Source organism: Pseudoalteromonas sp. CO342X, from assembly GCF_004208915.1.
In the GTDB taxonomy this organism is placed as follows: domain Bacteria; phylum Pseudomonadota; class Gammaproteobacteria; order Enterobacterales; family Alteromonadaceae; genus Pseudoalteromonas; species Pseudoalteromonas maricaloris.
This window is the reverse complement of record NZ_SGPH01000032.1, coordinates 37669-59499: the sequence shown is the minus strand read 5'-3', so window position 1 is coordinate 59499 and position 21831 is coordinate 37669. Positions and strand designations below refer to the sequence as shown.

The following is a 21831-nucleotide window of genomic DNA, read 5'->3' as shown; positions in this document are numbered from 1 at the left end:
GGGCGACTGATGGGACTTGAACCCACGACAACCGGAATCACAATCCAGGGCTCTACCAACTGAGCTACAGCCGCCACAAAAGACTTGAACACCTTGTCTGGTGTGGCGCGCATAATACATAAGTTTTTTCCAAATGCAAAGGGAAATATCGAAAAAACTTAATAAAAGTTTTTTTTTCGGAGATTATTTCCGCATACAGCAAATATTCATATATCCTATGTATGATTCAGCCGATCTAATGATAAATAACTGCTTAATATAAAAAGGGGGATGAGTATGGAAGCTGTTTGGAAATGGGTTAATGAGAACTCAGATTTAATCTTACACTATGTGCTTCAAGGCGTTATAGCACTAATAATTTTCTTCGTTGGCTTAAAACTAGCTAAGCTCAGTGCTGATCTCACCGAAAAAGCATTTGGTAAACGCAAAGTAGATAAAGCGGTAGGCTCATTCGTTGCCAATATTGCTTATGCGATTGTGTTTGCCGCGACACTGCTTATGGCATTATCTCAGGTTGGTATCGAAACCACCTCATTCATTGCTATTCTAGGTGCTGCAGGTTTGGCTGTTGGTCTTGCGCTGCAAGGTTCACTTTCTAATTTTGCGTCTGGTGTACTTATTATTATGCTACGTCCGTTCAAGTCAGGTGACTATATTGAAGCTGGCGGTAGAGCGGGTAGCGTACAAAAGATAGAAATCTTCTCTACTGAGCTACGTACTCCTGATAACAAAGTGATTGTAATGCCAAACTCTTCGATTATGTCTGGTGCAATCGTTAACTACTCGCGTGAAAAAACACGTCGTATTGACCTTGTTATTGGTGTTGGTTATGACGCAGATCTAAGAGAAGCAAAAGCAGTATTAAAGTCTGTACTAGACAATGAACCAAGAATTCTTAAAGAACCTGCGTACAATGTTGCGGTACTAGAGCTTGCGGATTCAAGTGTTAACTTTGTCGTTCGCCCTTGGGTTAAAACAGAAGAATACTGGCCAACGTATTTCACTCTTGTGGAAAATATTAAAATTGCGCTAGACGAAGCCGATATCACCATTCCATTCCCGCAAATGGATGTTCACCTACACAAAGATCAGTAAAAGGTTAGTTAGAAATGAAATTAAAGGTTTTAACCTGTTGTATTCTTGTTGCAGCAAGCGCTAATGCAGCGGCAGAAAGCAAAGCTAAGAAGCCAAAGAAAGTTTGGGATGTAACCAGTGAAGTGGGTGCGATTATCACCAGTGGTAACACAGAAACAACAACCCTAAAAGGTGGGATCAAAGCTAAGCACAACCTAACTAACTGGAATAATGAGTACAAGTTAGATGGCTTCTACAAAGAAGACACGCGTGAAAACGATGCCGGTATAGATGTTACATCTCGTACTAACGAAAAATACTCAGCATCAGTTCAAGGTAACTACAAGTTAAATGAAGATAACAGCCATTTATTCGTGTTTGGTTCTTATGTTTCAGACTACTTTGGTGCTTACCGCAGTGAAGCTGTTATTTCAGTGGGTTACGGTCAACGTTTATTCGAAAACGACGACATGTACCTTAACGCTGAAATCGGTCCCGGTGTAAAACGTTTTGAGCACCAAGACGATAGCACTGAACTTGACGATGACGGAGAATTACTTGCTGGTACTTCTGAAAGCGAGTTCATCGGTGTTGGTAAACTAGATTACCAATGGCAGATCTCAGAAAACGCACGTTTTACACAGCTTATCGCGATTGAATATGGTGATACCAACACCAAGACAACGTCAGAGACTGCATTGTTGACTAAAATCAACGGCTCTCTACAGATGAAAGTGGCATACAATATCATCCACAACTCAGACGTAGCAGACGATAAAGAAAATACGGATACAGAAACCTCACTTACTTTGGTTTACAGTTTCTAACAAGTATCTTGCCAAAGGGCACCTCAGTGCCCTTTTAATTCTTCCAAACTTCGGTAGAATGCCTGAAGTTTAACAAAAATCCACAATGGAAGAGATTTACGTGAAGTTCCTCAGACTACTACTCCTCTCAATGCTTTTTTTGATCTCACATCAAACAATAGCGGTAACACCCAGTAAACAGCAAATAGAGCAGTTTAAAAAGCTCCCCAAAGCACAACAAGAAGCCTTAGCAAAACGTTATGGTTTCGATGTAAGTGCGTTAGATAACAACAAAAAAGGTGATAAAAAGAACGAAGAGAAGGAATCTTCGATTTTACCACGTGACAAAAAGGGGTTACTGGAAGAGGAAGAAGAAGAGGATAAATTCAAACCAAAGTTAGAAGAGCTTAAGCCTTTTGGTTATGAACTCTTTGCTGGTGAGCCTACGACTTTTATTCCTTCTGAGTTGGCTGCTATTCCTGATACTTACTTGCTTGGGATTGGAGATACAGTAAAAATCAACCTGTATGGTAAAACCAATGAAGAGCACGAAGTACAAATCGATCGTGAAGGACGTCTCGCAATTCCTAACCTAAGCCCAATTCATGTAATTGGCTTATCATTTAAGGAATTGAAAGCACTGATCTCGAAAAAAATCTCTGAGGAAATGATCGGTGTTCAAGCTTTCGTCTCGATGGGTGAGCTTAACCCTATGCGTATTATGGTAGTGGGTGAAGCCTATAAGCCTGGTAGCTATACAGTGTCTCCTCTCGCCACTGTCACACACGCTCTGTTTGTTTCTGGTGGAGTGAGTGATAATGGTTCGCTGAGAAAAATCCAAGTCAAAAGGGCTGGTAAGCTAGTTACTACCTTCGATCTCTATGACTTATTGCTATTTGGTGATAGCTCTGATGATGTAGTTTTAAAGCCTGGTGATGTTGTTTTTATTCCGCCAGCAGCTAAGAAAATAAAAGTAAAAGGTGAAGTTAACCGTCAAGCTATCTTTGAGCTTAAAGAATCTGACTCGCTTGAGAGTGTGATGGCTATGTCAGGAGGCTTCAAAGCCAATGCAAATAAATCGAAAGTAGTTGTCTCACGCTACAACGGTGATGGAAGGCGCATCACCCTAAACTACAACTTTACTGAAAACACAAGCTACAAACCACAAAACGGTGATGAGATTTCGGTCAACGCTGCTTCAACTCGTTTCCAAAATACCGTTACTGTTGTTGGTGCGGTAACCAGCCCAGGTCATTATGAATGGCATCAGGGTAAGACACTCAAAGATATCTTCAGTGCGCCACGTGAAGACTTGCTATCCATTGCAGATTTTGGCTACTCATTGATTATTCGTGAAGTTAACTTTGAAGGCGACATCGCTATCCATCAGTTTTCTTTACAAGATATTTTTAACGGTAAAGCGGGAGATATAGAGCTCGAGTCTAACGATACAATCGTCGTATTTAGCCGTTATCAGCTTAAAGAAGAAGAAGAACAGTTATTAGAAGACCTCGCGTATAACAAAGAGCAACTGAAACTACGCGAAAACGTGAAGTTATGGGAGCAATTTGAGCGTGATGAGTTCTTAAAATATATTGGTTTGAAAGAAGATGAACTATTTGAGCTTGAGGAAGAAGTTAAATTAATCACAAGTATTGATGCACTTTTTCAAAAGCCTGAAGAAGTAGAAGAAGAAGACTATGCGGTATTTAGTCGTCAAAAGCTACTTGCGCCAATTGTTGCTAAGCTACAGAGGCAGGCAACACCTAGCGAACCTGCAAAATTGTTTGCGGTAAACGGTCAAGTAAAGTTTCCTGGTGTTTATCCATTATCTGAAAATGCAGATTTCCAAAAGGCGGTGCAAGCTGGCGGTGGATTTCTAGAAGCTGCGTATCTCGAGCAGGTTGAGCTAACTCGAGTTGTTTATAATGATGGTAAACAGGTGGAACATATCCAGCTCAACGGGTTGAACGAGTTGGCTAATCCAACTCAAATACTGACGAGCAAAGATACTGTTAACATTTTCCCAAGACCTAATTGGCAAGAAAGACTACAAGTAAAGGTTGTTGGCGAGGTTAAGTTCCCTGGGACGTACACCATTAAGCGTGGTGAGACACTTGATAGCCTACTAGAAAGAGTTGGTGGCTTTAATCAATTTGCACATAAAGAAGCGGCAATTTTTACGCGTGAATCTATCAAGCGTAAAGAAACTTCTCAAATTCAACGCCTAACTCAAGAGTTAAGACGCGATATCATTACTAATACTTTCCAAAAAAGTGCCACTGCAAATACTTCTATGCCATATGAAGATATGGATCAAATATTAAAAGATTTATCGAAGGTTGAGGCGTTAGGACGTTTGGTTATTGATCTTGATAAACGTTCGACCCAATCTTTGCAGTTAGAAGATGGTGATGCGTTATATATCCCAGCGATGCAAGACTCTGTTAGTGTCATTGGTGAGGTTAATCTGGCTGCAACGCACTTATTCGATTCATCCAAGTCTGTTGATGACTACATTAAAGCGAGCGGTGGATTAAAGCAAAAAGCGGATGATGAGCGTATTTATATCATAAAAGCCAATGGTTCAGTTGAATTACCAAGTTCAGGATCATGGTTTGCAGTCAGCAGCCATGGAGGCCAACTAGCGCCGGGCGACACGATCGTTGTACCTCTAGACGCTCAACATATTGATAGCTTGACACTGTGGAGTACAGCGACACAGATTATTTATCAGCTTGGCTTAGCTGCGGCTTCAATTGCAACGCTTAACAAATAATGGATAACAATAAACAGATGACTGAAGCTGATATCATTAAAAAAAATGAAGTTGATTTGACTGAAATTTTGTCAGTGCTTTGGAGGGGAAAGTGGCTAATTATATTAATCACTGCTGTATTTGCTGTATCCAGTGTGTTTTTTGCACTTTCTCTACCGAATACTTATAAAGCGACAGTATTACTTTCACCTGTTGAAGATACTCAAGGCGGCATGCTCTCAAATTTGAAATCGGAGTTTGGCGGCTTAGCTGCAATGGCTGGGGTGAATTTGGGGGGAAGAAAAGGTGATAAATCTGCTCTTGCGCTTCAAGTAATGCAAAGCCGCTCGTTTTTAAATAACTTTGTTGAAAAATATGAGTTAAAGCCAAAACTACTAGCTACTGAAGGCTGGGATCTGGGTAGTAATCAGCTGATATACAATGGTAAAGTTTATGATAAAGAAGCTGGTACTTGGCTCAGAGATGTTGCAGCACCTTTTAAGCCCGAGCCAGGCATTCAAGAAGTATATGAACATATCAGAGCAAAAAACTTAGCTGTGATTGAAGAAAAGGAAAAAGGACTAATTACTATTGCAATGACTCATTATTCCCCCTACTTAGCGAAGGAAATGGTTGAAAACATCGTTGTGGAAATTAACGATTACATGAAAGCTGAGGCAGTAGCAGAGTCCAATGTAAAAATAGAGTATTTAAAAAAAGCATTAGCGGAAACATCGGTTGCAGATATGCAGAAGATATTTTACCAGCTGATCGAGCAACAAGAGCAGGCAAAGATGCTAGCGCAAACACAGTCACAATATGTGTTTAAGACAATTGATCCTGCCATTCTACCGATCCAAAAAGCTGGACCAAAGCGTGCATTGATTTGCCTTGCTATTACTTTCTTAGGCAGCGTACTTGCGTTTGTTCTGTTATTATTCAGACATTTTGTGCTCAGAAAGTAATTTTTGGGTAGGGTAGATAGTTGTTATTTAGTGTTATTGGCAATTTAGTTTAAATTTAATTTCTATTACAATGGCGCGTTAATTAGATAATGATGGAAGCATGTGGATCTTTATGGTCATTTTCTTTGCATTTTTAGCATCGTACTGTTCAATTTTTATGATTAAGCCTGTCGCTGAGCGTTTTGGCTTAGTTGACGTACCCTGCAGCCGAAAAAAGCATGTGGGTGCTATTCCGCTTATCGGTGGTGTATCGATTTTTGTGGCAGTGTTGGCTTCAATCATTGTGTTTTTGCCACTTGAGAAAAAGCTGATAGTTTACTTAATTTGTGCTGCTGCTATCGTCCTTCTTGGGGTAATTGATGATTATCGCCAATTAGGAGTCAAGATCCGTTTAGGTGTTCAGGCGTTAGTTGCACTCATTATGATGTGGGGATCTGACGCTTATATTCATAACTTGGGCAATTTGTTTGGATTTGGCTCTATTGACTTAGGGTTGTTAGGGATTCCTTTTACAGTCATTGCTGTTATTGCTGCTATAAATGCCTTTAACATGATTGATGGTATAGACGGCCTAGCTGGTGCTATGAGTATTACAACGTTTGCAGCCATTTTAATATTAATGGGGGTTAATGGTGGGCAGTTGTCGGTTTTACCGTTAATCATTATTGCAACCATAGTTCCTTATCTCGCCTTTAACCTAGGCGTACTGGGTCACAGAAATAAGAAAATATTTATGGGTGATGCGGGCTCTATGTTCATTGGGCTGAGCGTTATTTGGTTGTTAATGATAGCTACTCAATCAGAAGTAGATAACGCTTTCAGTCCAGTTACTGCGCTTTGGATAATTGCTATTCCACTGATGGATATGATGGCAATTATCATTAGGCGTGTTAAAAAAGGCCATTCTCCATTCAAAGCAGACAGAGATCATTTACATCATGTCTTCATGCGTATAGGTTTTAGCTCCAGAAAGGCCTTAATTACGATATCAATGTTGGCTGTATTTCTTGCGTCGATAGGGATTGTTGGAGAGTTGATAGGTATTCCCCATTGGTTTATGTTAGTCTTATTTATCGGTATTTTTGTTGCTTATTCTGCTTGTATTCAACATGCATGGAAGGTAGCACGGTTTTTAAGAAAGCACGTCTTTATCAAAAAAATTAAAGAGTAGTTCAATGAAAAACAATATGAAGGCAAAGAATAAACATAACGGCTTCACCATGATGGAGTTGTTAATTGTGATCGTAATTTTAGGCTTGCTAGCTTCATTAGTGGCACCAAAATTTTTCAACAAGCTTGGAAGCGCCTCTCGAGATATCGCTGCGGCACAGATGAATGCATTTGAAACTGCACTTGATACTTACCGCCTTGATATTGGTACATACCCACAAAGCTTAAACGAGCTAAGAGAGAGTGACAATCCAAGGTGGGATGGACCTTATTTACCAAAAAACATCCCTTTGGATCCATGGGGTAATAGTTATAATTATTCTCAACCAGGAAATAATGGTGAACCATATTCACTGTTTAGCTTTGGTGCTGATGGTAAAGAGGGTGGTGAAGGTGATAACCGAGATATTATTCACAAATGAGTTTATTTAGTGATTTTCTAGTCCATAACTATGAACTACAGGACTCAGATGTTCGCAGAGCTCTGACATATCAAGAAAAGTTTGGTGGAAAGCTAGAAGAGATTTTGGTGAATATGGGCATTTTAGATGACAGCCTAATTCCTGATATTTTAGCGTCATATCTAGAGCTATCTCTGTTTGATATCAATTCGGAGTTTTCAGTTTTTGTTGAATATCAATATTTCACCTATTTTGCTAGCCACAACTGGCTTGTTCTGAGAGGTGAAAATGAAACGCTTGAGTTTGTTACTTCTGATCCGTTGAATCCAGTTTTAAATAACTGGCTTGCAGAGCATGAAATCAACTGTACTATCAAAATAGCGTCGGAATCTGTAGTTAAATCAATTCTTTCTGAATACTCTACAAATAAAAGCAACGTAGATGAGGTTAGTTCGGGTTCAGAAGAACAAAGGCTAAGGGATTTAGCATCAGAAGCTCCGATTGTTAATTTGCTGAACTCCCTAATGACTCGCGCCTTGAGGGAAGGTGCATCGGATATGCATATTGAACCTTTTAGAGGGCGTTGTCGTGTTCGCTATCGGGTCGATGGTGTACTACTGGATATAGAAAAACTCCCGTCATCGATGCAGCTGCCTGTAGTTACCAGATTAAAAATCTTATCTGGGATGGATATTGCTGAAAAGCGCCGCCCGCAGGATGGTAAAATTGAGCTTAAACTTGCTGGTCAAGAAATTGATATTCGTGTTTCTGCGTTACCTGTAAACGAAGGTGAGTCGGTCGTAATGCGATTTCTTCGTAAAGAGAATGTCACTTACGATATAAATGTTTTAGGGCTATCATCAGATATAGAAACCGCTTTACGTGCAGATATTAAGAAGACTGCGGGAGTTATACTGATGACAGGCCCTACAGGGTCCGGTAAAACAACCACACTGTATACATTTCTTAATGAACTAAACAATGATGATGTAAAGATCATTACTTTGGAAGACCCTGTAGAATATCAACTGCCTGGAATCAACCAAGTACAAGTTAATAGCGATATTGGTTTTACATTTGCGTCTGGTTTACGCTCTATAGTGCGTCAAGACCCTGATGTAATAATGTTAGGTGAGATTCGAGATAAAGAAACTGCACAAATAGCGTTGCAGTCAGCGTTGACTGGGCACTTGGTATTCTCAACTGTTCACACTAACGATGCTGCGAGTGCTTATACTAGGCTATTAGACTTAGGTGTGGAAGAATTTCTTTTAAATGCAGCTTTAGTCTCTATTGTCGCCCAGCGTTTAGTAAGAAAAAATTGTTCTCATTGCTCTGAGCCCGTGAATTTGGAGCAAGAAATTATAGAGAAGTACCTGCTTCATGATCTTGCAGACAAATGCAATGAAACTCTACAGCCGAAGGCCGGTGTAGGTTGTGAAAATTGTGGTTTTACAGGCTTTAAAGGCCGGCTTGCCATTATCGAATATTTACCTTGTGACGATTTTATAAGAAGTACTCCAAAAGACAGTAACTTCGTTACAGTTGCAAGACAACACAATTTAGCTTCAGGTAGAAGAACACTTGTTGAAGACGGATTATTAAAAGTTATTAAGGGACAAACAACGATTGCGGAAGTACTCAGGGTTGCGGGTTAATGAACTATATATATCGAGGCTATGATGGCAGTGGTGCAAAGCTTAAAGGGAATGTAGAGGCAGAAGACAAAACTCAAGCCATTGAATTGTTGGAAGCGCAAGATATAACCGTAATTGAATTAAAGGAAGAGCGAAAAGGGATAACGCTTTTTGGAGGCAGTAAAGTTGGCTTGTCAGAACTTGAATTTATGACATCTGAACTCAGCTTACTTTTGGCCTCTGGAGTCAAAATAGATAAGAGTTTAGAGATTATTAAAAACTCTAAATCTGAGCCTCAATTGGTCAGATTAATTGAAAAAATATTAAGCGCAATTAAGTCGGGTGAAAAGCTATCTGAAGCATTTAAAAAAAGTTCACCGATATTTGATGACCTCTATTGTAACCTTATTCAATTAGGTGAAGAGTCGGGGATGTTGAGTGCAGTCTTTAAGGACCTAGCGGACGATTTAAAGTTTAAAAAGCAGCTGAAAGATAAGATCATATCTTCACTTACGTATCCTGCAGTTATTTTTGCTGTTTGTATACTCAGTGTATTTTTTATATTTAACTTTATTATTCCTAAAATGGCAGTGATGTTTGAAGGAATGAAAGAGCTGCCTTGGTATACCTCTCTCATGTTAGATGCCAGTCAATGGATGCAAAATTATCAGTTTTATTTAATTGGTGGAGTTTTGTTATCAGCTTATGGGATAGTTAATTTCACAAAAAAAAACAATGCCTTCAAATCGTGGCTGAACTTAAAGTCTTTAAGAATCCCGGTGCTCTCCCATTTTATCTTATTGGTCGAACGTATTCGCTTTAATAGTGCTTTAACGATGATGATAAAGTCAGGGGTCGTCGTCGACAAGGCGATAGGGTTTGCACAAAAAAACTTACGTAATATCGAGTTAGCCAATCAAATAGAAGTGGCTAGAAAAAAGGTTAATGAAGGTGAAAAACTATCTTCTTCCTTAAATCAAACAGATCTCTATCCTGCATTTTTTGTTTCGTTATTGGAAGTAGGTGAAGAATCCAATAATTTAGAGCTGATCTTTAATGAAATTGCTGACCGTTCAAAAAGTGAGTTTGAATCCTGGACTCAAAAACTGACGTCTTTACTCGAGCCTATTATGATATTGATTATGGGCCTACTCGTTGGGGGAGTTGTAGTTGTGATGTTACTGAGTATGGTATCAATGAATGACATTGGGATTTAGATAATGTCTACGAGCCGTGGCTTTACTATGGTTGAATTGCTGGTCGTCTTGGTATTGATTGGGTTACTTAGTAGTTTTGTAGGTCCAATGGTAATTTCTCAGGTAGAAAAAACAGAAGCTAAAATAGAAGCTGCTCAAATCCTTAAGCTATTTGAGAATGCCAGTCAAACAGCATTTTGGCTTAATGAGAGAGTATTATTTCGCACCGAAGCAAATAACATTCTGGTTGTTAGAGAGATAAGTGGGAAACAGATTGTTAAAAAAGAGTTTAGAGTGCTTCGATTTAAAACTGGAGAAATTGAGATTGGGGCTACAGGGGATAGCAGTGCAAGAAGTTTGAATTATTACGTGAATGACCAAATGCGTACAATCGAACTTGTCTCAATGTGGCCTGAATATAAAGGACTGCCTGTAAATGCATTCAATTAAGGGTTTTACACTGATCGAAGTATTAATTGCGTCCATAATTCTTTTTTCGACTATCGCGTTAAGCACACAAGTTTTTCAAGGGGCAATTATCTCATCGGAGAAAGCTGCGGACCATATAAAAATCTCAGCGATTAAGATGCTATCGTTGGATTTCATTTCAAGTGAAGTTAGGAAAGGAGAAAGAAAAGGAAGCTTTTCGAATATGGGCGTTATGGTGAGCTGGGAAGCTAATGTGATTAAGAAAGGCGCACCTCCGGCGGTATTTAATTTTGACGAAAACCAAATGCAATATTTTGAAGACAAATTTGAAGTGCTAGAAATTTCTGCCACTTTTCAGTTTGGAAGGTTAGTTGACACAATGAAATTCAAAGAGCTGTATTGGCATGAAAAGTCTTAAAGGCTACACACTTGTGGAGCTGCTAATAGCTATGGCGGTTATGTCAAGTTTGATGCTAGTAGGTAGCTTTAGCTATCAGTTTTTTGCAAACCGTTGGAATAAAGAGTTAGGCTCCTTCTCAAAAGTTGAATCACTGTCTTCTGGTCTTATTGCTTTACAATCTATTTTTAAAGGCATATCTCCCTTTGTTATCTATAATACTTCAACCTCACCTCGGACCCCTACTATCTTATTTGAAGGTAACAACGACGCTTTGTTAGGATATACAAAAAGAGGTCTGATGTATGAAGAGGAAATTTTTCGCATACTTATAGAGCCAGAAGGTGAGGGCTTTCAATTAGTTTATCAGTACAATAACTTTAATAAAATGAGGCTTTTAGAGACTACAGATACAATTGAATTTGAGAAAAGTGTTGTATTGCTGAATAACATAAAGCACGTCACCTTTCAATATTATGGTTGGAATAGCATTACCGAAAAAGTAGAATCGGGAAGTACTGGCACAACCCCTAATTTAATGGAAAAGTACTCTTCAAGTGCCACGCAATTGCTGCCTTTATACATTCTTGTGAGCATAGCAACCGAGGAGGGAAGTGCCGTAATAAAGGTGGATACGGAAAAAGGGGCGCATCGACATATCTCTCCTTATATCGGGAGACTACTGGATGAAGTCTAGAATGTGTTGTGGCATCGCATTAGTACAGGTCCTTATCATGGTAGCCATGATTTCGCTCTTCCTTTTGTACATTCAGCAAGTTAATAGCGCTAAAATCAAGCAGACTGAAAGAGTAAAGCTCAGAGCAAATGCAGAAGCTGCATTGCAATCAGCTAAAGCAGAAGTTGAGTTCCAATTGTTGACGAATTCGAAGCAGTTGGTCGATGCTCACAACAATTTTGACCAAGAAGACAACCGACGAAATTGGAATCTACATGGAAAGAAATTTCCGCTAGAGGGAAACGTGTATGCCTCTATTCAAGACCATGCAGGGTTAATTAGTATACATCACTATAGTTCATTGAGAATGACACGTGCATTAAAGGCGCTAGGGATGAACGAAACTCAAGCGCTAAAGTTAATAAGCGCTCTGCGAGATTGGCAAGATGAAGACTCTTCTACCGCTGATGTCGGTATCGATGGAGTAGTAGACTATAAAATAAGAAATGGGTTGGTGAGTCAGATTAGTGAACTAAGCTGGTTTAGTTCTTTAGATGAGAAAATGCTCAAGCAGGTAACTTCGTTATTTACTACCCACTTTAATGGTGAGTTCAATCCGTTAACAGCGCCTGACAACCTTTTGAGAGCAGAGGTGGGCGAAGATTATGGTGATAATATAGTAGCTTTAAGGGATAATGGTCAGCTGACGGTTAATCAATTTCAAAATTTGACTGGGGTCGTCAGGGGGGATGGTATTCGTTTTTCTCCTTCAAACTGGTTTAGCGTTTTATTAGAATATTCTGAACAGGACATCACTATCAGAAGAAAGTATGTATTGAATGTGAGTCCATACAGTAAGAGCAAAAAACCGGTCGTGTTATTAGAAGAGTCCAGCATAAGGTAGTGATTAAGTTGTTAAGCAAAATAAAAAATCTGTGCAATAAATTGCTAAGTAAAGGAGTTTACTATTTTGATGGTGAACTAAAGGCAATTGACTTTAATAAAAAGCAGCTATGTGTGGTTGAGCAAAAAGAGATAACTCCTTTAGTGGTGATCGTGTCTAGTGACCATTACAAAACAGAGTTGAGAACGGTTCCTTTTACCACGGATGCTGACGTAAGAAGAGCATTAAAGCTTAAGCGCAACACAGGGCAATTTTGGACTGTTGGTAAAAAGCTCTCTCAAAAAACTGAGGTAAACTATTGGCGGTTCAGTGATGCAGTGCCAAAAGGTGTATTCACTGTACCTGAAGCGCTATTTTATTTGTGTGCAAATAAGCTTAGATTTCTGGAGGTAGAAGGGCATCGCAGCAGTTACTATATGAGCTTTTCAGAAGGAAGTTTTCAGGTTACGAGGAAATTTGGCCTGATTAATTCAGCCGAAAAATTTTTGCTTTCAATCGGTGAACCCCAGCACTTTTCTCAACAGTTTAAATCAGCTGACAACTCACTTTTAATAAATAGTCTTACTAATTTGGCGAGCTTTAACTCACTTAGACTTTGCTTGTCATTTTTTAACAGTCAAGCGGCTGGGATTGACAAGATAAAGCTTACAAATAGCGTTATACTACCGCTTTCTTTGGTTTTGTTTATATATTTGTCTGCATCTAGTTTATATCTAATCGGGAAAGAGCTTTATGTCACTTCTAAATACCAATCGATCGAGTCTTCTGCTTTTTCATTAATTGAAAATCAAAATAAGTTTGATGAAACCAAAACGAAGTTAGATGCAATTAACCGTCTTGTATCTCAAGATGCAAACTATCCAGCTGCACTTTATGTCATGACAAATGTATTTAACAAGGTAAAAATGTCGAACCTATTGTTTGAGTCAGGGCGGTTTGTGTTTAGAGCTGAAGCCGAAAAGGCAACAGATATATTGGCTATTGTCAAAGAGCACCCTAGCGTTCGTGATGCCAAGTTTGATTTACCTGTAGTCCAAAGTCGGGCAAATGAAAGGTTTACTATTAGTTTTACGTTAAGCAACACATATGTTATTGAAAAGGTAAATAAATGAAAGAGTTATATAAATACCGTGTTTCATTAACTATAATCGCGTGTTTGGTTATATTAAACTTCGTTGTGGTGCCAGTATTAAGTTGGCAAGAATCAAAAGGGGAAGCGCTCCTTTTGGCTCAAAAGAAGTTGAACAAGGCAAAATCAGTTATAGAAAATAAAGAACATATTAATGCAACCTCAGAGCAACTCCAAGTAGTTGCTGATGATGTTGAGCGGTTACTGTATAAAGTAGAAAATATAGAAGACTTTAAGTTAGAAGAGCAAACTAGATGGCAGTCTTTAGCTGAAAGTCAAGAGTTGCGAATTAAACGTTTTGGTTGGAAAACGCCTTTTATCGAACCAATTTCTGGACTTGGCCGATTAGATTTAGAGCTTCAAATAGAAGGGGATGGCGATAAAATTGTTGACTATTTGCTCGATATAAAAGCTAAAGATAAGTTAGCAATTGACTCTGAGTTTAGATTATCTTTTCGGGGTCAAAGAGAACAACAGCTTGGCATTTTTAGTGTATACCTTAATCGTAAGTTTTATTTTGATCCCAATAGTGCCGGTTTTCAGGAGTAATCATGGTTCTAGCTAATATGAATGCCAAAGTGGGCGGGATTTATCCAAAAATTGTTATGCTAACCATGAGTCTAACCATAATCTTTTGTGCTATAGACTTCAGTGATAAAGCCTTTTGGGCATCAAGCGAAATATCGCCTAATGAAGTCGATATTAGCGCATTGGCACGAGTTCAGTGGGGGATTTCAAACCAAACTATATCTAAGTATAAAGAAAGTTTTGATGGATATAGATATGAAGAAGTCGAATCGTCTGAGCCGGTAGAAAAACAGTTTACAAAAGAAGACGAATACACCCAAAGTGGTTCGTTGACAGAAGTTTTTGTTGATAACAATGTTCTAAAGTTGAAGGCAGTTATCAGTAAAGGCGAAAGTTTTCAGGTTATTATTGAAGTGGAAAATAAGCAAACTGGTGAGTTATCTATTTCACAGGTGACAAATAATAGTGATTTGTTTAGTTTTAAAGTCAGAGTGATCAACACATTGAGTATAGAACTAACTCGAACAATTGAAAGCCGTGAACAAAAAATACAGTTAACGATGTTCCAACTTCCAACAGCTTCACAAGAGGTGCAGTAAAGCTCATGAAACAAATTAATAAGTCATTCTGCTTTAGTATGATCACGGTACTCACTCTTTCGGCATGCAAGTCCACAAATCCCAAAGATGTCGGAGTGTATAATGTTGACAAATCCTATATCGAGCAAAATATTCGTAATACTGAAGTTGAGGGGGCTGAACTTCTTGGCGAAACAAGCGTTAACAATAAAGAAAGGATAGCGGATGGTTCGCTACAATTTTTGCCAAAATATCGTACATACATCAACGAATCAAAAGTAACAGATGATGTTATCGATAGGTTTTCAAATACAGAAATGCTCTCTGTTAGTGCAGAATCGCTTAGGATAATTCACTTTTTACATTATGTTTTAGGCGATCAGCTGAAACTAAATTATGTGTTATCTGATGAGCTTAAAGATGATAATCAAACCATAACGCTTAATATTCAAGATCAAGTGAGTGAAAGAAAGTTATTTCTACTTTCACGCGAGCTGTTGGAAGAAAAAGGCTACGTGTTAAGGTTTCGAGATAATATTTTTTACGTGCATCAAAAAGAAGACAGTAATAGCACGCTTAAAGATGTAGTGTTTGGATATGGAAAGTCTGTAGATGATGTACCTCAAACCAGTAATGAAATTATTCAAATGGTGCCATTCACTTATGGTATGCAAATGGGGATGGCGAACACATTAAGGCAAATGCTCGGTATAAAAGCCTCTTCTGATGTAGAGAGAAATGCCATAAATGTATACGGAAAAAGAAACGAGATCATTAGAGCGCTTGAGCTCATAAATATGTTCGACAGGCCTAGTCTTGCTAACCGTGAAATAGGTGTATACCAATCTGTATATATGCCAACAAAGAAAATGTTAGACAGTTTGACAGAGCTGCTTAAACAAGAAGGGATCACCCTACAGACCGGGAGTTCAACGGCTGGCACCGTAACCGTGGTTAATATAGAGCAGCAGAATCGCTTGATCATGTTTGCGAATGAGCGCTCATTATTAGACAGGGTCGTGTTTTGGGCTGAAGAACTGGATAAACCGATTAATACGGCTGAAAAACAGTATTTTATTTACCAACCTAAATATTCACGTGCAGTGGATATGGGAGAAAGCCTTGAAGCGTTAATTGGTAATGGAGGGAGTTTCTCCAACTCAACTTCTGTCGCCAATGAGGCCTCTTCAAGCGCGTCACGCCCAAGTGTTACAAGCGCATCAAATAAAGACCTGAAAATGGTTATTGACGAACGCTCTAATTCCGTTATTTTTTATACAACGGGGGAAAGCTACCAACAAATTCTACCACTAGTTAAGCGATTAGATATATTACCAAAACAGGTGATGCTTGAGATGGTAATTGCTGAAGTGTCTATGACAGATGAATTTAAACAAGGGGTGGAGTTTCTACTTAAAGGAAGCAGTAATTATAGCTTAAGCACGGAAGGTGCCTTTATGGGGGAAGGTGGCTTTGGCGGATTATCCTATGCCCTGACCGGAGATAGGGGGAAAGTCGCCGTTAATTTGTTTGAGAAGAACTCGCTTGTGAATATTTTATCCCGCCCATCTATCGTTGTAAGAGATGGTGTGCAAGCATCGATCAATGTAGGTAAAGATATTCCAATTATAGGCCAGACAACTTCAGACCCAATTAATGGAGAGCGGCAAACCACATCAATTGAATACCGAAAGACAGGTCTGCAGCTTGATGTAAAGCCAACGGTGAACGCGCAAGGTGTTGTACTCATGGAGATATCTCAGAAAGTCTCAAATGAATTACAGCAGACTACCTCGACAAGTGGAAATCCATCACTTTTTGACAGAACCATAAAGACAGAAGTGGTTGCTGAAAGTGGCCAAACTATTGTGCTTGGGGGAATTATCAGTGAAAACCGCTCATTAAATGACTCTGGTGTACCCATACTTAAAGATCTGCCAATTTTGGGCGAATTATTCTCCGCAGATACTAAAGATGGCGATAAGACGGAGTTGGTTATTCTCGTTACGCCACGCGTTATTCAATCTAACGACGAATGGAAAGACATAAAAGAAGCGTTTAGGACTAAGTTTGAGCAACTTTCGTTTTAGGTGTTCATTACTTGTCATAATAATGATCTAGACTTGTCGTAGTATTTTTATGTGTGGAAATACAGAACGCTGTACACATAGGTTCGAATAGCTTCAAAATTAGGAAAATTATATATTTATTACGCTATTTTCGCTTGATAGCTGGGAGAAACTTGAGTACACTCAGTACGATTCTTGTTTTGTTAACTAACTTATAACTAACAAAGCAAATTGAAAGCAACTGAAAAATGGATAATTTAGTAAGTTGTTTATTTTGTAGTCGAAAAGTGGTGCCGATGTTGACTAATTTATAAAACAATGGTTACACTCTCGATTGCTTAATTTGTTTGGTTGTTGCTTAGGCGACGGCCTAAGTACAATAACAAGTAAATTATTTGAAATGATAGAACACTCTAAACTATTATTTCAGTTTCATGAAACTTGGAGAATGGAAATATGTTCAAAAGAACTCTACTAGCGCTAGCAGTATCTGGCGTAGCAGTATCTGCAAACGCTGCAACAATTTACACCAAAGCATCATCAGCTGTTCAAGCTGACGTTGAAAAAGCAATCACAGCAAATGCTAAAGGTGTAGCTGGTGAAGCACTAGGTGCTGATGGTGTTTTTAATGGTGCAGCTGATGATAACTGTACAGCATTAGCGTCAGCTTTAGGTGTTTCACTTACTAATGACGACGGTGCGGGCGGCAAATATACTGTTGCAGCTTCTGGTAAAGCTGGCGATAAAGCAGCATTTACAGTAGTAAGCGGTCTTGACAAAAATGAAGTTAAGATGACTGCTAATGGTCTATGTACAGCATCTGTTAAACCAACTCTATCTACATCAAGCGTTAAAGATGGTCTAGAGTACTCTTCAGTTAAAGCGATTGAAATCACGCCTGTTATCGTTGCTGGTATCGGTGGTTACAAAGATGAAGATACTATCACTGTAAACCTTTCTGGTGCTAAAGTTGACCTTACTAAGACAACTGCTCCAACAATCACTGTTGGTAACGATGGTCTGAGCACTGCTCCAGTTAACTTCTCTTTTGATATCCTAGATATCACAGCAGACCGTGTACGTTTTACTGTTCAAACAGTAAACGCGAAAAACGACTTTGTTAAAGGTGGTGCAGTACTACAATTAGGTGGTATTTTCCTTGACTCTAAAGGTCTTTCTTCAGACACAGCGGTAAGTGTTGATTCTTTCGCAACTAACACTTCTGGTACTGACTTCGATGTGGCTTCTGCTCGTGTTATTACTACACTTGTAAACCAATACACAGCGTCAGTTTCATCTCTTCTAGATGCAGCTATCGATGTAGGTAAAGATCGTCAAGAGTTTGCTACTGGTACTAGCGATGCACTAGTAGTTGCAATGAAGAAAAACACTGACAACCTAGAGCTTACTCCAGCTGAAGTACATTACACTATTACTGGTGACTTCTCTTGGATGCTAGATGATGACATCGACACCAACAAAGATGGTAAACTAAGCTCTGCTGAACTTGGTAAAGCTGTGAAAGTTGCTGGCTTAACAGACGACGCTGCTAAGTCTTACGCTGTAAATACAGAACTTACTAAACTAACAGTAGTTAGCACAGTAACTGGTGCAGTTGATACTTCTGCAACAATCACATTTACCGTTCCTGGTTACGATGAAGGCAAACTTGAGAATCTAATGATTCCAGTTCAAGACTTCACTGTTGCTGTTGATGTTAAAGACAACAAAGCATTCTCTACAGCTGCTGTAAACATGCCAGCGCTATCTGCTACAAACGCAGGTGCGTGGACGCTTAATGGTTCTGTAGTTATCGTTCCTTACATGCCGTTTGGTCCGAACACTCAACCAATTCTACGTCACACTAACGCTGGTACTCGTACTGGTGACATCACTGTACGTTACATGGTTGAAGACGAGCACAACGCATGGCAACCACTAGCGGCTGCAGGTGTTAAAGACGCTAAACCAGGTGTAAGAAACATGCTTAACATCGTTACTGATGCACTTAAAGCTGAAGGCTATGATTCAGAGAAGTCTGGCTTCAAAGTAGCACTAGAAATCGTTACTAACGTTCCTTCAAGAGACGTTCACGTATACGGCGGTGCTAAGGTTGATGTTGACGGCCAAGACCGTATCCACTTAGGTACTTTCAAAACTAACAACTAATATTTGATATTAGTTCTAGTTTATAAAAGGCGAGCTTAGCTCGCCTTTTTGTTGTTAGAGAAAAATAAAACTACGTCATAAATTTAAACAGTTGCTTTTTGCTACAAGATACCTAGCACGGAATAATTACTCGCGCCTGAAACCAATTTAATTTATTGAATTAGTTGAAGATCTAAACGATCTTACTACCCTCAAATTACCGCTTTTTTGAATCACACAGCTAAAACATTGCAATTTGAGTGTAAAAATGAAATCAAAACCAACCACGCAAACACCACAAAAACACCAATTTCAAGTCGAGCTTATTGATATCGTTTCATCGCGTTATGAACTCGCGAAGCTAGCAAAATTCATTGATTGACAGCACCTAAAGGCCGATTCAAACAGCACTATGGCGATAAAGGCGCTGGTGCCAAGCCTATCCCCGCCTACCTCGAATATCTTAAACAAATTCACAAATTGTCTGATGAAAACACGGTGGCCATGTGGTGTGAAAACCCGTATTGGTAGACAGGGGGAGGTGGACTATGATGAGAACTCTTCAAATTTGCCTTTGTTAGGAATCCTTGGCAAAGAGTTTGGTCTGAATATTGTTATCGCCAGCATGATTGTAGTTTTGATGACTTTTTGCTAAAAAGGTTTCCAGTAGAAACACACGACAATTATGCTAATGGAGATGATTTATATCGACATATTATTCCTCAAACTGAGTGTATATTTGATCACAGAGATGTATTTAAAGTTGATTTCATCGGTCGATTTGAAATGATAAATGAAGACTTTAAGGCATTATCTCTACAACTTTTTGGTCATGATGAACTTTTACCTCATGTAAATAAGTCTTCATCTAAGAAAGTGTTAAACTTATGTAATAAGAATAAGGTAGACTATCAGAGTGCATACAGCGATAAAGGGGCTCAGTTTATTGCAAGGTTCTCTGCTCGTGATATAGAGCTGCTCTCTTATCGCTTTGAATAACAGGAAAAAAAATGAAAGATTTAGCCCAGCTAGAGTTGTTAATAGAAAAACAGAAGTATAAAAAAGCACTTCCGCTAGCAAAAAAATTAGTTAATCATGACAGTGGTTTTAGAGTTACAGAGCTGCTTGGCATGGCTCAACATGGTGTGGGGCAATATGGTTTAGCCGCCATAAATCTCAAAAAAGCCGCAGAGTTAGCTGCTACATCGAGCCAAAAAGCTGTTCTGTATCGAAATGCAGGTATTTGTTATCAAAACTTAGGTGATAAGTATCAACTTCAGGCCCTGCAAGCTTTCGAGCTATCACTTCAGTTTGCCCCTGGCTTCGATAATATACAAATGCGGGTCGCAGCTGCGGAGTTAGCTTTTAGCCTAAATCAATACGATTTAGCGCTCTCATTAGCTGCCAAGCTTATGGCCTATTCGGATTACGCTGCATTAGGCTTAGTTATTACGTTAAGAGCACATTTGGCTAAAGGCGATCAAACTAGCTTTGAAAAGCAAATGCTGATTATCGAAGGAGAAAGCAGCGCTTTTCCTGAACAAGAGGCGAAAAACCTATTAGTAATGCTAAAAGAGGCTGATAAACAAAGTTGGTTTATGAATATGTTGGGGTTATTTTCCAATAGATTTTCGCATCAAGATTGGTTTCAATATTTGCAAGGCTTGCAAATTCAGCAACAACTCACAGCAGAAAAGCCTGAGGAGTTGATTGTATCCGATAGCAATGAAGTTGCAGAAATCATTAGACAGTTAGTTGAAGAAATCAAGCGTTACGGTGGAAGTGTTTCAGAGGATTTAAGATTAGTTGCCTGCCAAGGTAATTTAAGTATTAAAGCCTTTAATCAGCAACCTAAGGTACTTATTGATATTCCACTGGAATGTATGCCTTTACTAGACGATTTTGAGTTTGAAGTAAATGGAAATACACTAATCTCGACACCAAAAAAAGAGCTATTAAATCCAACAGCGGTCAAAACGATGTCACTGATGGTAGAGCTTTACAATAAAGCAGATAAAGTAACACAGTGGAAAGAGGAGTGTCCTTTTTTCTCTTTATCTCAAGATACCGGTTTGCTTATAAAGCTCTGTAATGGCAAAAGTTTTAATGCCAAGGTAAATATACATAAACAGTTAGCCTTAGAAGGAAAGTGGGATGAGCTCTTTATTTCGAGCTTTTTTGGCTCTAGAAAATTTGCTTATGAGAGTAGGTTATATAAGAGAAAAGAAGAGGGACATATCTCAGGTCTATTATCTATCATTGATTTTTTTAACCATAGATGTGGTGCATCACCATATAAGTTGAGTGACAAAGGTATATCAGTATCGGCAGTACCTAGTAACGCTGAAGCCGAGGTTTTCGTTAATTACAATCAATTTGACCCGCTTTTAACGTATTTAGTTTATGGGTTTGTTGATCGTGACAGTGACTATTTGTTTTCTATTCCTTGTCATATCCCATTAGCAGAACTTGAGTTTGAAGTATTTGGAAATACAGCAGTACTTGACGCAGAGAATCAATCAAATAGAACATCTCATTTAGCGGCATTTTTGCCTAATATTGCAGTAAAGGAGCAAAGCGTCGGTATCGATAAACTACTTATCACACCGAAGCATCCAGAATTACTAAGAGAAGCTATACAGACCGTGCTCTTAAGTGTAATGGATAAAGATAAAATCAATGACGTAATACTTGCAGACTTAGTGAAGAGTTTCGAAAAGCAGTTGCTGACGCAAAATATTAGCTATTGGCGAGAAGTTGAAGCACTGGCTGCTGAAAGTGCACTAGAGAATAGCGTTATTGATAGTGTCAACCTGCTTTGTAAGGAGTCTAAATCCATGATTCAGAGATATGCGAGTAAACATTCAATAACTTTATTCTAGATAGTTAAATAAGCTAATGATGCGGAATAACATGATGCCAATCGCTCAATAACACCGATGGCGCTCACAATCTCTCACGATTGT

General features: G+C 38.9%; 18 protein-coding genes, 1 tRNA gene and 1 pseudogene. 19 read left to right on the top strand and 1 reads right to left on the bottom strand.

All coding sequences use genetic code 11. The features are described 5' to 3' along the window. Position 1: 1 nt before the first annotated feature. Positions 2–74 (bottom strand) — tRNA-His (locus EXT47_RS14465). Positions 75–276: 202 nt separating this feature from the next. Between EXT47_RS14465 and EXT47_RS14460 the strand changes: the two genes are divergently transcribed. The 19 genes and pseudogenes from EXT47_RS14460 to EXT47_RS14370 all read left to right on the top strand — a co-directional run bounded on the left by EXT47_RS14460 (position 277) and on the right by EXT47_RS14370 (position 21747). Continuing rightward, a complete protein-coding gene (locus EXT47_RS14460; protein ID WP_010368624.1) occupies positions 277–1095 on the top strand; it encodes a mechanosensitive ion channel family protein in 819 nt (272 codons plus the stop codon). 14 nt (positions 1096–1109) lie between these two features. Then, positions 1110–1901 carry a YdiY family protein gene (locus EXT47_RS14455; protein WP_130126922.1) on the top strand — a complete coding sequence of 264 codons (792 nt, stop codon included), beginning with the start codon at positions 1110–1112 and terminating at the stop codon, positions 1899–1901. 130 nt (positions 1902–2031) lie between these two features. Beyond that, on the top strand, positions 2032–4659 hold the full coding sequence (locus EXT47_RS14450) for an SLBB domain-containing protein (protein WP_039494511.1): 2628 nt from the start codon (positions 2032–2034) through the stop codon (positions 4657–4659). Continuing rightward, positions 4659–5603 carry a Wzz/FepE/Etk N-terminal domain-containing protein gene (locus EXT47_RS14445; RefSeq protein ID WP_039494207.1) on the top strand — a complete coding sequence of 315 codons (945 nt, stop codon included), beginning with the start codon at positions 4659–4661 and terminating at the stop codon, positions 5601–5603. The genes EXT47_RS14450 and EXT47_RS14445 overlap by 1 nt, the downstream gene beginning before the upstream one ends. A 112-nt stretch (positions 5604–5715) precedes the next feature. Next, the gene (gene wecA / locus EXT47_RS14440) at positions 5716–6774 is read left to right on the top strand and encodes a UDP-N-acetylglucosamine--undecaprenyl-phosphate N-acetylglucosaminephosphotransferase (RefSeq protein ID WP_223193498.1); all 1059 of its coding nucleotides are present in this window, start codon (positions 5716–5718) and stop codon (positions 6772–6774) included. A gap of 4 nt (positions 6775–6778) precedes the next feature. Next, positions 6779–7195, top strand: a complete 417-nt coding sequence (gene gspG, locus EXT47_RS14435) for a type II secretion system major pseudopilin GspG (protein ID WP_052258245.1) — start codon at positions 6779–6781, stop codon at positions 7193–7195. Beyond that, complete coding sequence (locus tag EXT47_RS14430) at positions 7192–8832, top strand: GspE/PulE family protein (RefSeq protein ID WP_130126921.1); 1641 nt, start codon at positions 7192–7194, stop codon at positions 8830–8832. The genes gspG and EXT47_RS14430 overlap by 4 nt, the downstream gene beginning before the upstream one ends. Continuing rightward, the gene (locus EXT47_RS14425; RefSeq protein ID WP_017217148.1) at positions 8832–10028 is read left to right on the top strand and encodes a type II secretion system F family protein; all 1197 of its coding nucleotides are present in this window, start codon (positions 8832–8834) and stop codon (positions 10026–10028) included. The genes EXT47_RS14430 and EXT47_RS14425 overlap by 1 nt, the downstream gene beginning before the upstream one ends. A 3-nt stretch (positions 10029–10031) precedes the next feature. Beyond that, a complete protein-coding gene (locus tag EXT47_RS14420; protein WP_017217147.1) occupies positions 10032–10457 on the top strand; it encodes a prepilin-type N-terminal cleavage/methylation domain-containing protein in 426 nt (141 codons plus the stop codon). Beyond that, positions 10444–10854: a type II secretion system protein J gene (locus tag EXT47_RS14415; protein ID WP_017217146.1), complete on the top strand. Its 411-nt coding sequence runs from the start codon at positions 10444–10446 to the stop codon at positions 10852–10854. The genes EXT47_RS14420 and EXT47_RS14415 overlap by 14 nt, the downstream gene beginning before the upstream one ends. Further along, entirely contained in the window at positions 10841–11530 is a 690-nt protein-coding gene (locus EXT47_RS14410) for a type II secretion system protein J (RefSeq protein WP_130126920.1), read from the top strand. Before EXT47_RS14415 ends, EXT47_RS14410 begins: the two co-directional genes overlap by 14 nt. 37 nt (positions 11531–11567) lie before the next feature. Continuing rightward, positions 11568–12413 (top strand): type II secretion system protein GspK, encoded by an 846-nt coding sequence (locus tag EXT47_RS14405; protein ID WP_165383822.1) that lies wholly within the window; start codon positions 11568–11570, stop codon positions 12411–12413. Positions 12414–12421: 8 nt separating this feature from the next. Further along, positions 12422–13525, top strand: a complete 1104-nt coding sequence (locus EXT47_RS14400; protein WP_130126918.1) for a hypothetical protein — start codon at positions 12422–12424, stop codon at positions 13523–13525. Then, on the top strand, positions 13522–14091 hold the full coding sequence (locus EXT47_RS14395) for a hypothetical protein (RefSeq protein WP_017217142.1): 570 nt from the start codon (positions 13522–13524) through the stop codon (positions 14089–14091). The genes EXT47_RS14400 and EXT47_RS14395 overlap by 4 nt, the downstream gene beginning before the upstream one ends. A gap of 2 nt (positions 14092–14093) precedes the next feature. Continuing rightward, entirely contained in the window at positions 14094–14669 is a 576-nt protein-coding gene (locus EXT47_RS14390; protein WP_130126917.1) for a hypothetical protein, read from the top strand. A gap of 5 nt (positions 14670–14674) precedes the next feature. Next, positions 14675–16738, top strand: a complete 2064-nt coding sequence (locus tag EXT47_RS14385; protein WP_039494215.1) for a secretin N-terminal domain-containing protein — start codon at positions 14675–14677, stop codon at positions 16736–16738. Positions 16739–17173: 435 nt separating this feature from the next. Further along, on the top strand, positions 17174–18886 hold the full coding sequence (locus tag EXT47_RS14380; RefSeq protein WP_130126916.1) for a hypothetical protein: 1713 nt from the start codon (positions 17174–17176) through the stop codon (positions 18884–18886). A 552-nt stretch (positions 18887–19438) separates the two neighbouring features. Further along, positions 19439–19864: pseudogene (locus EXT47_RS23865) on the top strand (sulfotransferase family 2 domain-containing protein); the annotation flags it as partial. Positions 19865–19875: 11 nt separating this feature from the next. Then, positions 19876–21747 carry a M48 family metallopeptidase gene (locus tag EXT47_RS14370; protein WP_130126914.1) on the top strand — a complete coding sequence of 624 codons (1872 nt, stop codon included), beginning with the start codon at positions 19876–19878 and terminating at the stop codon, positions 21745–21747. Positions 21748–21831 lie beyond the last annotated feature (84 nt).

Coding starts and splice junctions, on each gene's coding strand:
- EXT47_RS14460 (WP_010368624.1), top strand. CDS start 277: ATGGAAGCTGTTTGGAAATGGGTTAATGAGAACTCAGATTTAATCTTA.
- EXT47_RS14455 (WP_130126922.1), top strand. CDS start 1,110: ATGAAATTAAAGGTTTTAACCTGTTGTATTCTTGTTGCAGCAAGCGCT.
- EXT47_RS14450 (WP_039494511.1), top strand. CDS start 2,032: ATGCTTTTTTTGATCTCACATCAAACAATAGCGGTAACACCCAGTAAA.
- EXT47_RS14445 (WP_039494207.1), top strand. CDS start 4,659: ATGGATAACAATAAACAGATGACTGAAGCTGATATCATTAAAAAAAAT.
- wecA (WP_223193498.1), top strand. CDS start 5,716: ATGGTCATTTTCTTTGCATTTTTAGCATCGTACTGTTCAATTTTTATG.
- gspG (WP_052258245.1), top strand. CDS start 6,779: ATGAAAAACAATATGAAGGCAAAGAATAAACATAACGGCTTCACCATG.
- EXT47_RS14430 (WP_130126921.1), top strand. CDS start 7,192: ATGAGTTTATTTAGTGATTTTCTAGTCCATAACTATGAACTACAGGAC.
- EXT47_RS14425 (WP_017217148.1), top strand. CDS start 8,832: ATGAACTATATATATCGAGGCTATGATGGCAGTGGTGCAAAGCTTAAA.
- EXT47_RS14420 (WP_017217147.1), top strand. CDS start 10,032: ATGTCTACGAGCCGTGGCTTTACTATGGTTGAATTGCTGGTCGTCTTG.
- EXT47_RS14415 (WP_017217146.1), top strand. CDS start 10,444: ATGCATTCAATTAAGGGTTTTACACTGATCGAAGTATTAATTGCGTCC.
- EXT47_RS14410 (WP_130126920.1), top strand. CDS start 10,841: ATGAAAAGTCTTAAAGGCTACACACTTGTGGAGCTGCTAATAGCTATG.
- EXT47_RS14405 (WP_165383822.1), top strand. CDS start 11,568: ATGGTAGCCATGATTTCGCTCTTCCTTTTGTACATTCAGCAAGTTAAT.
- EXT47_RS14395 (WP_017217142.1), top strand. CDS start 13,522: ATGAAAGAGTTATATAAATACCGTGTTTCATTAACTATAATCGCGTGT.
- EXT47_RS14390 (WP_130126917.1), top strand. CDS start 14,094: ATGGTTCTAGCTAATATGAATGCCAAAGTGGGCGGGATTTATCCAAAA.
- EXT47_RS14385 (WP_039494215.1), top strand. CDS start 14,675: ATGAAACAAATTAATAAGTCATTCTGCTTTAGTATGATCACGGTACTC.
- EXT47_RS14380 (WP_130126916.1), top strand. CDS start 17,174: ATGTTCAAAAGAACTCTACTAGCGCTAGCAGTATCTGGCGTAGCAGTA.
- EXT47_RS14370 (WP_130126914.1), top strand. CDS start 19,876: ATGAAAGATTTAGCCCAGCTAGAGTTGTTAATAGAAAAACAGAAGTAT.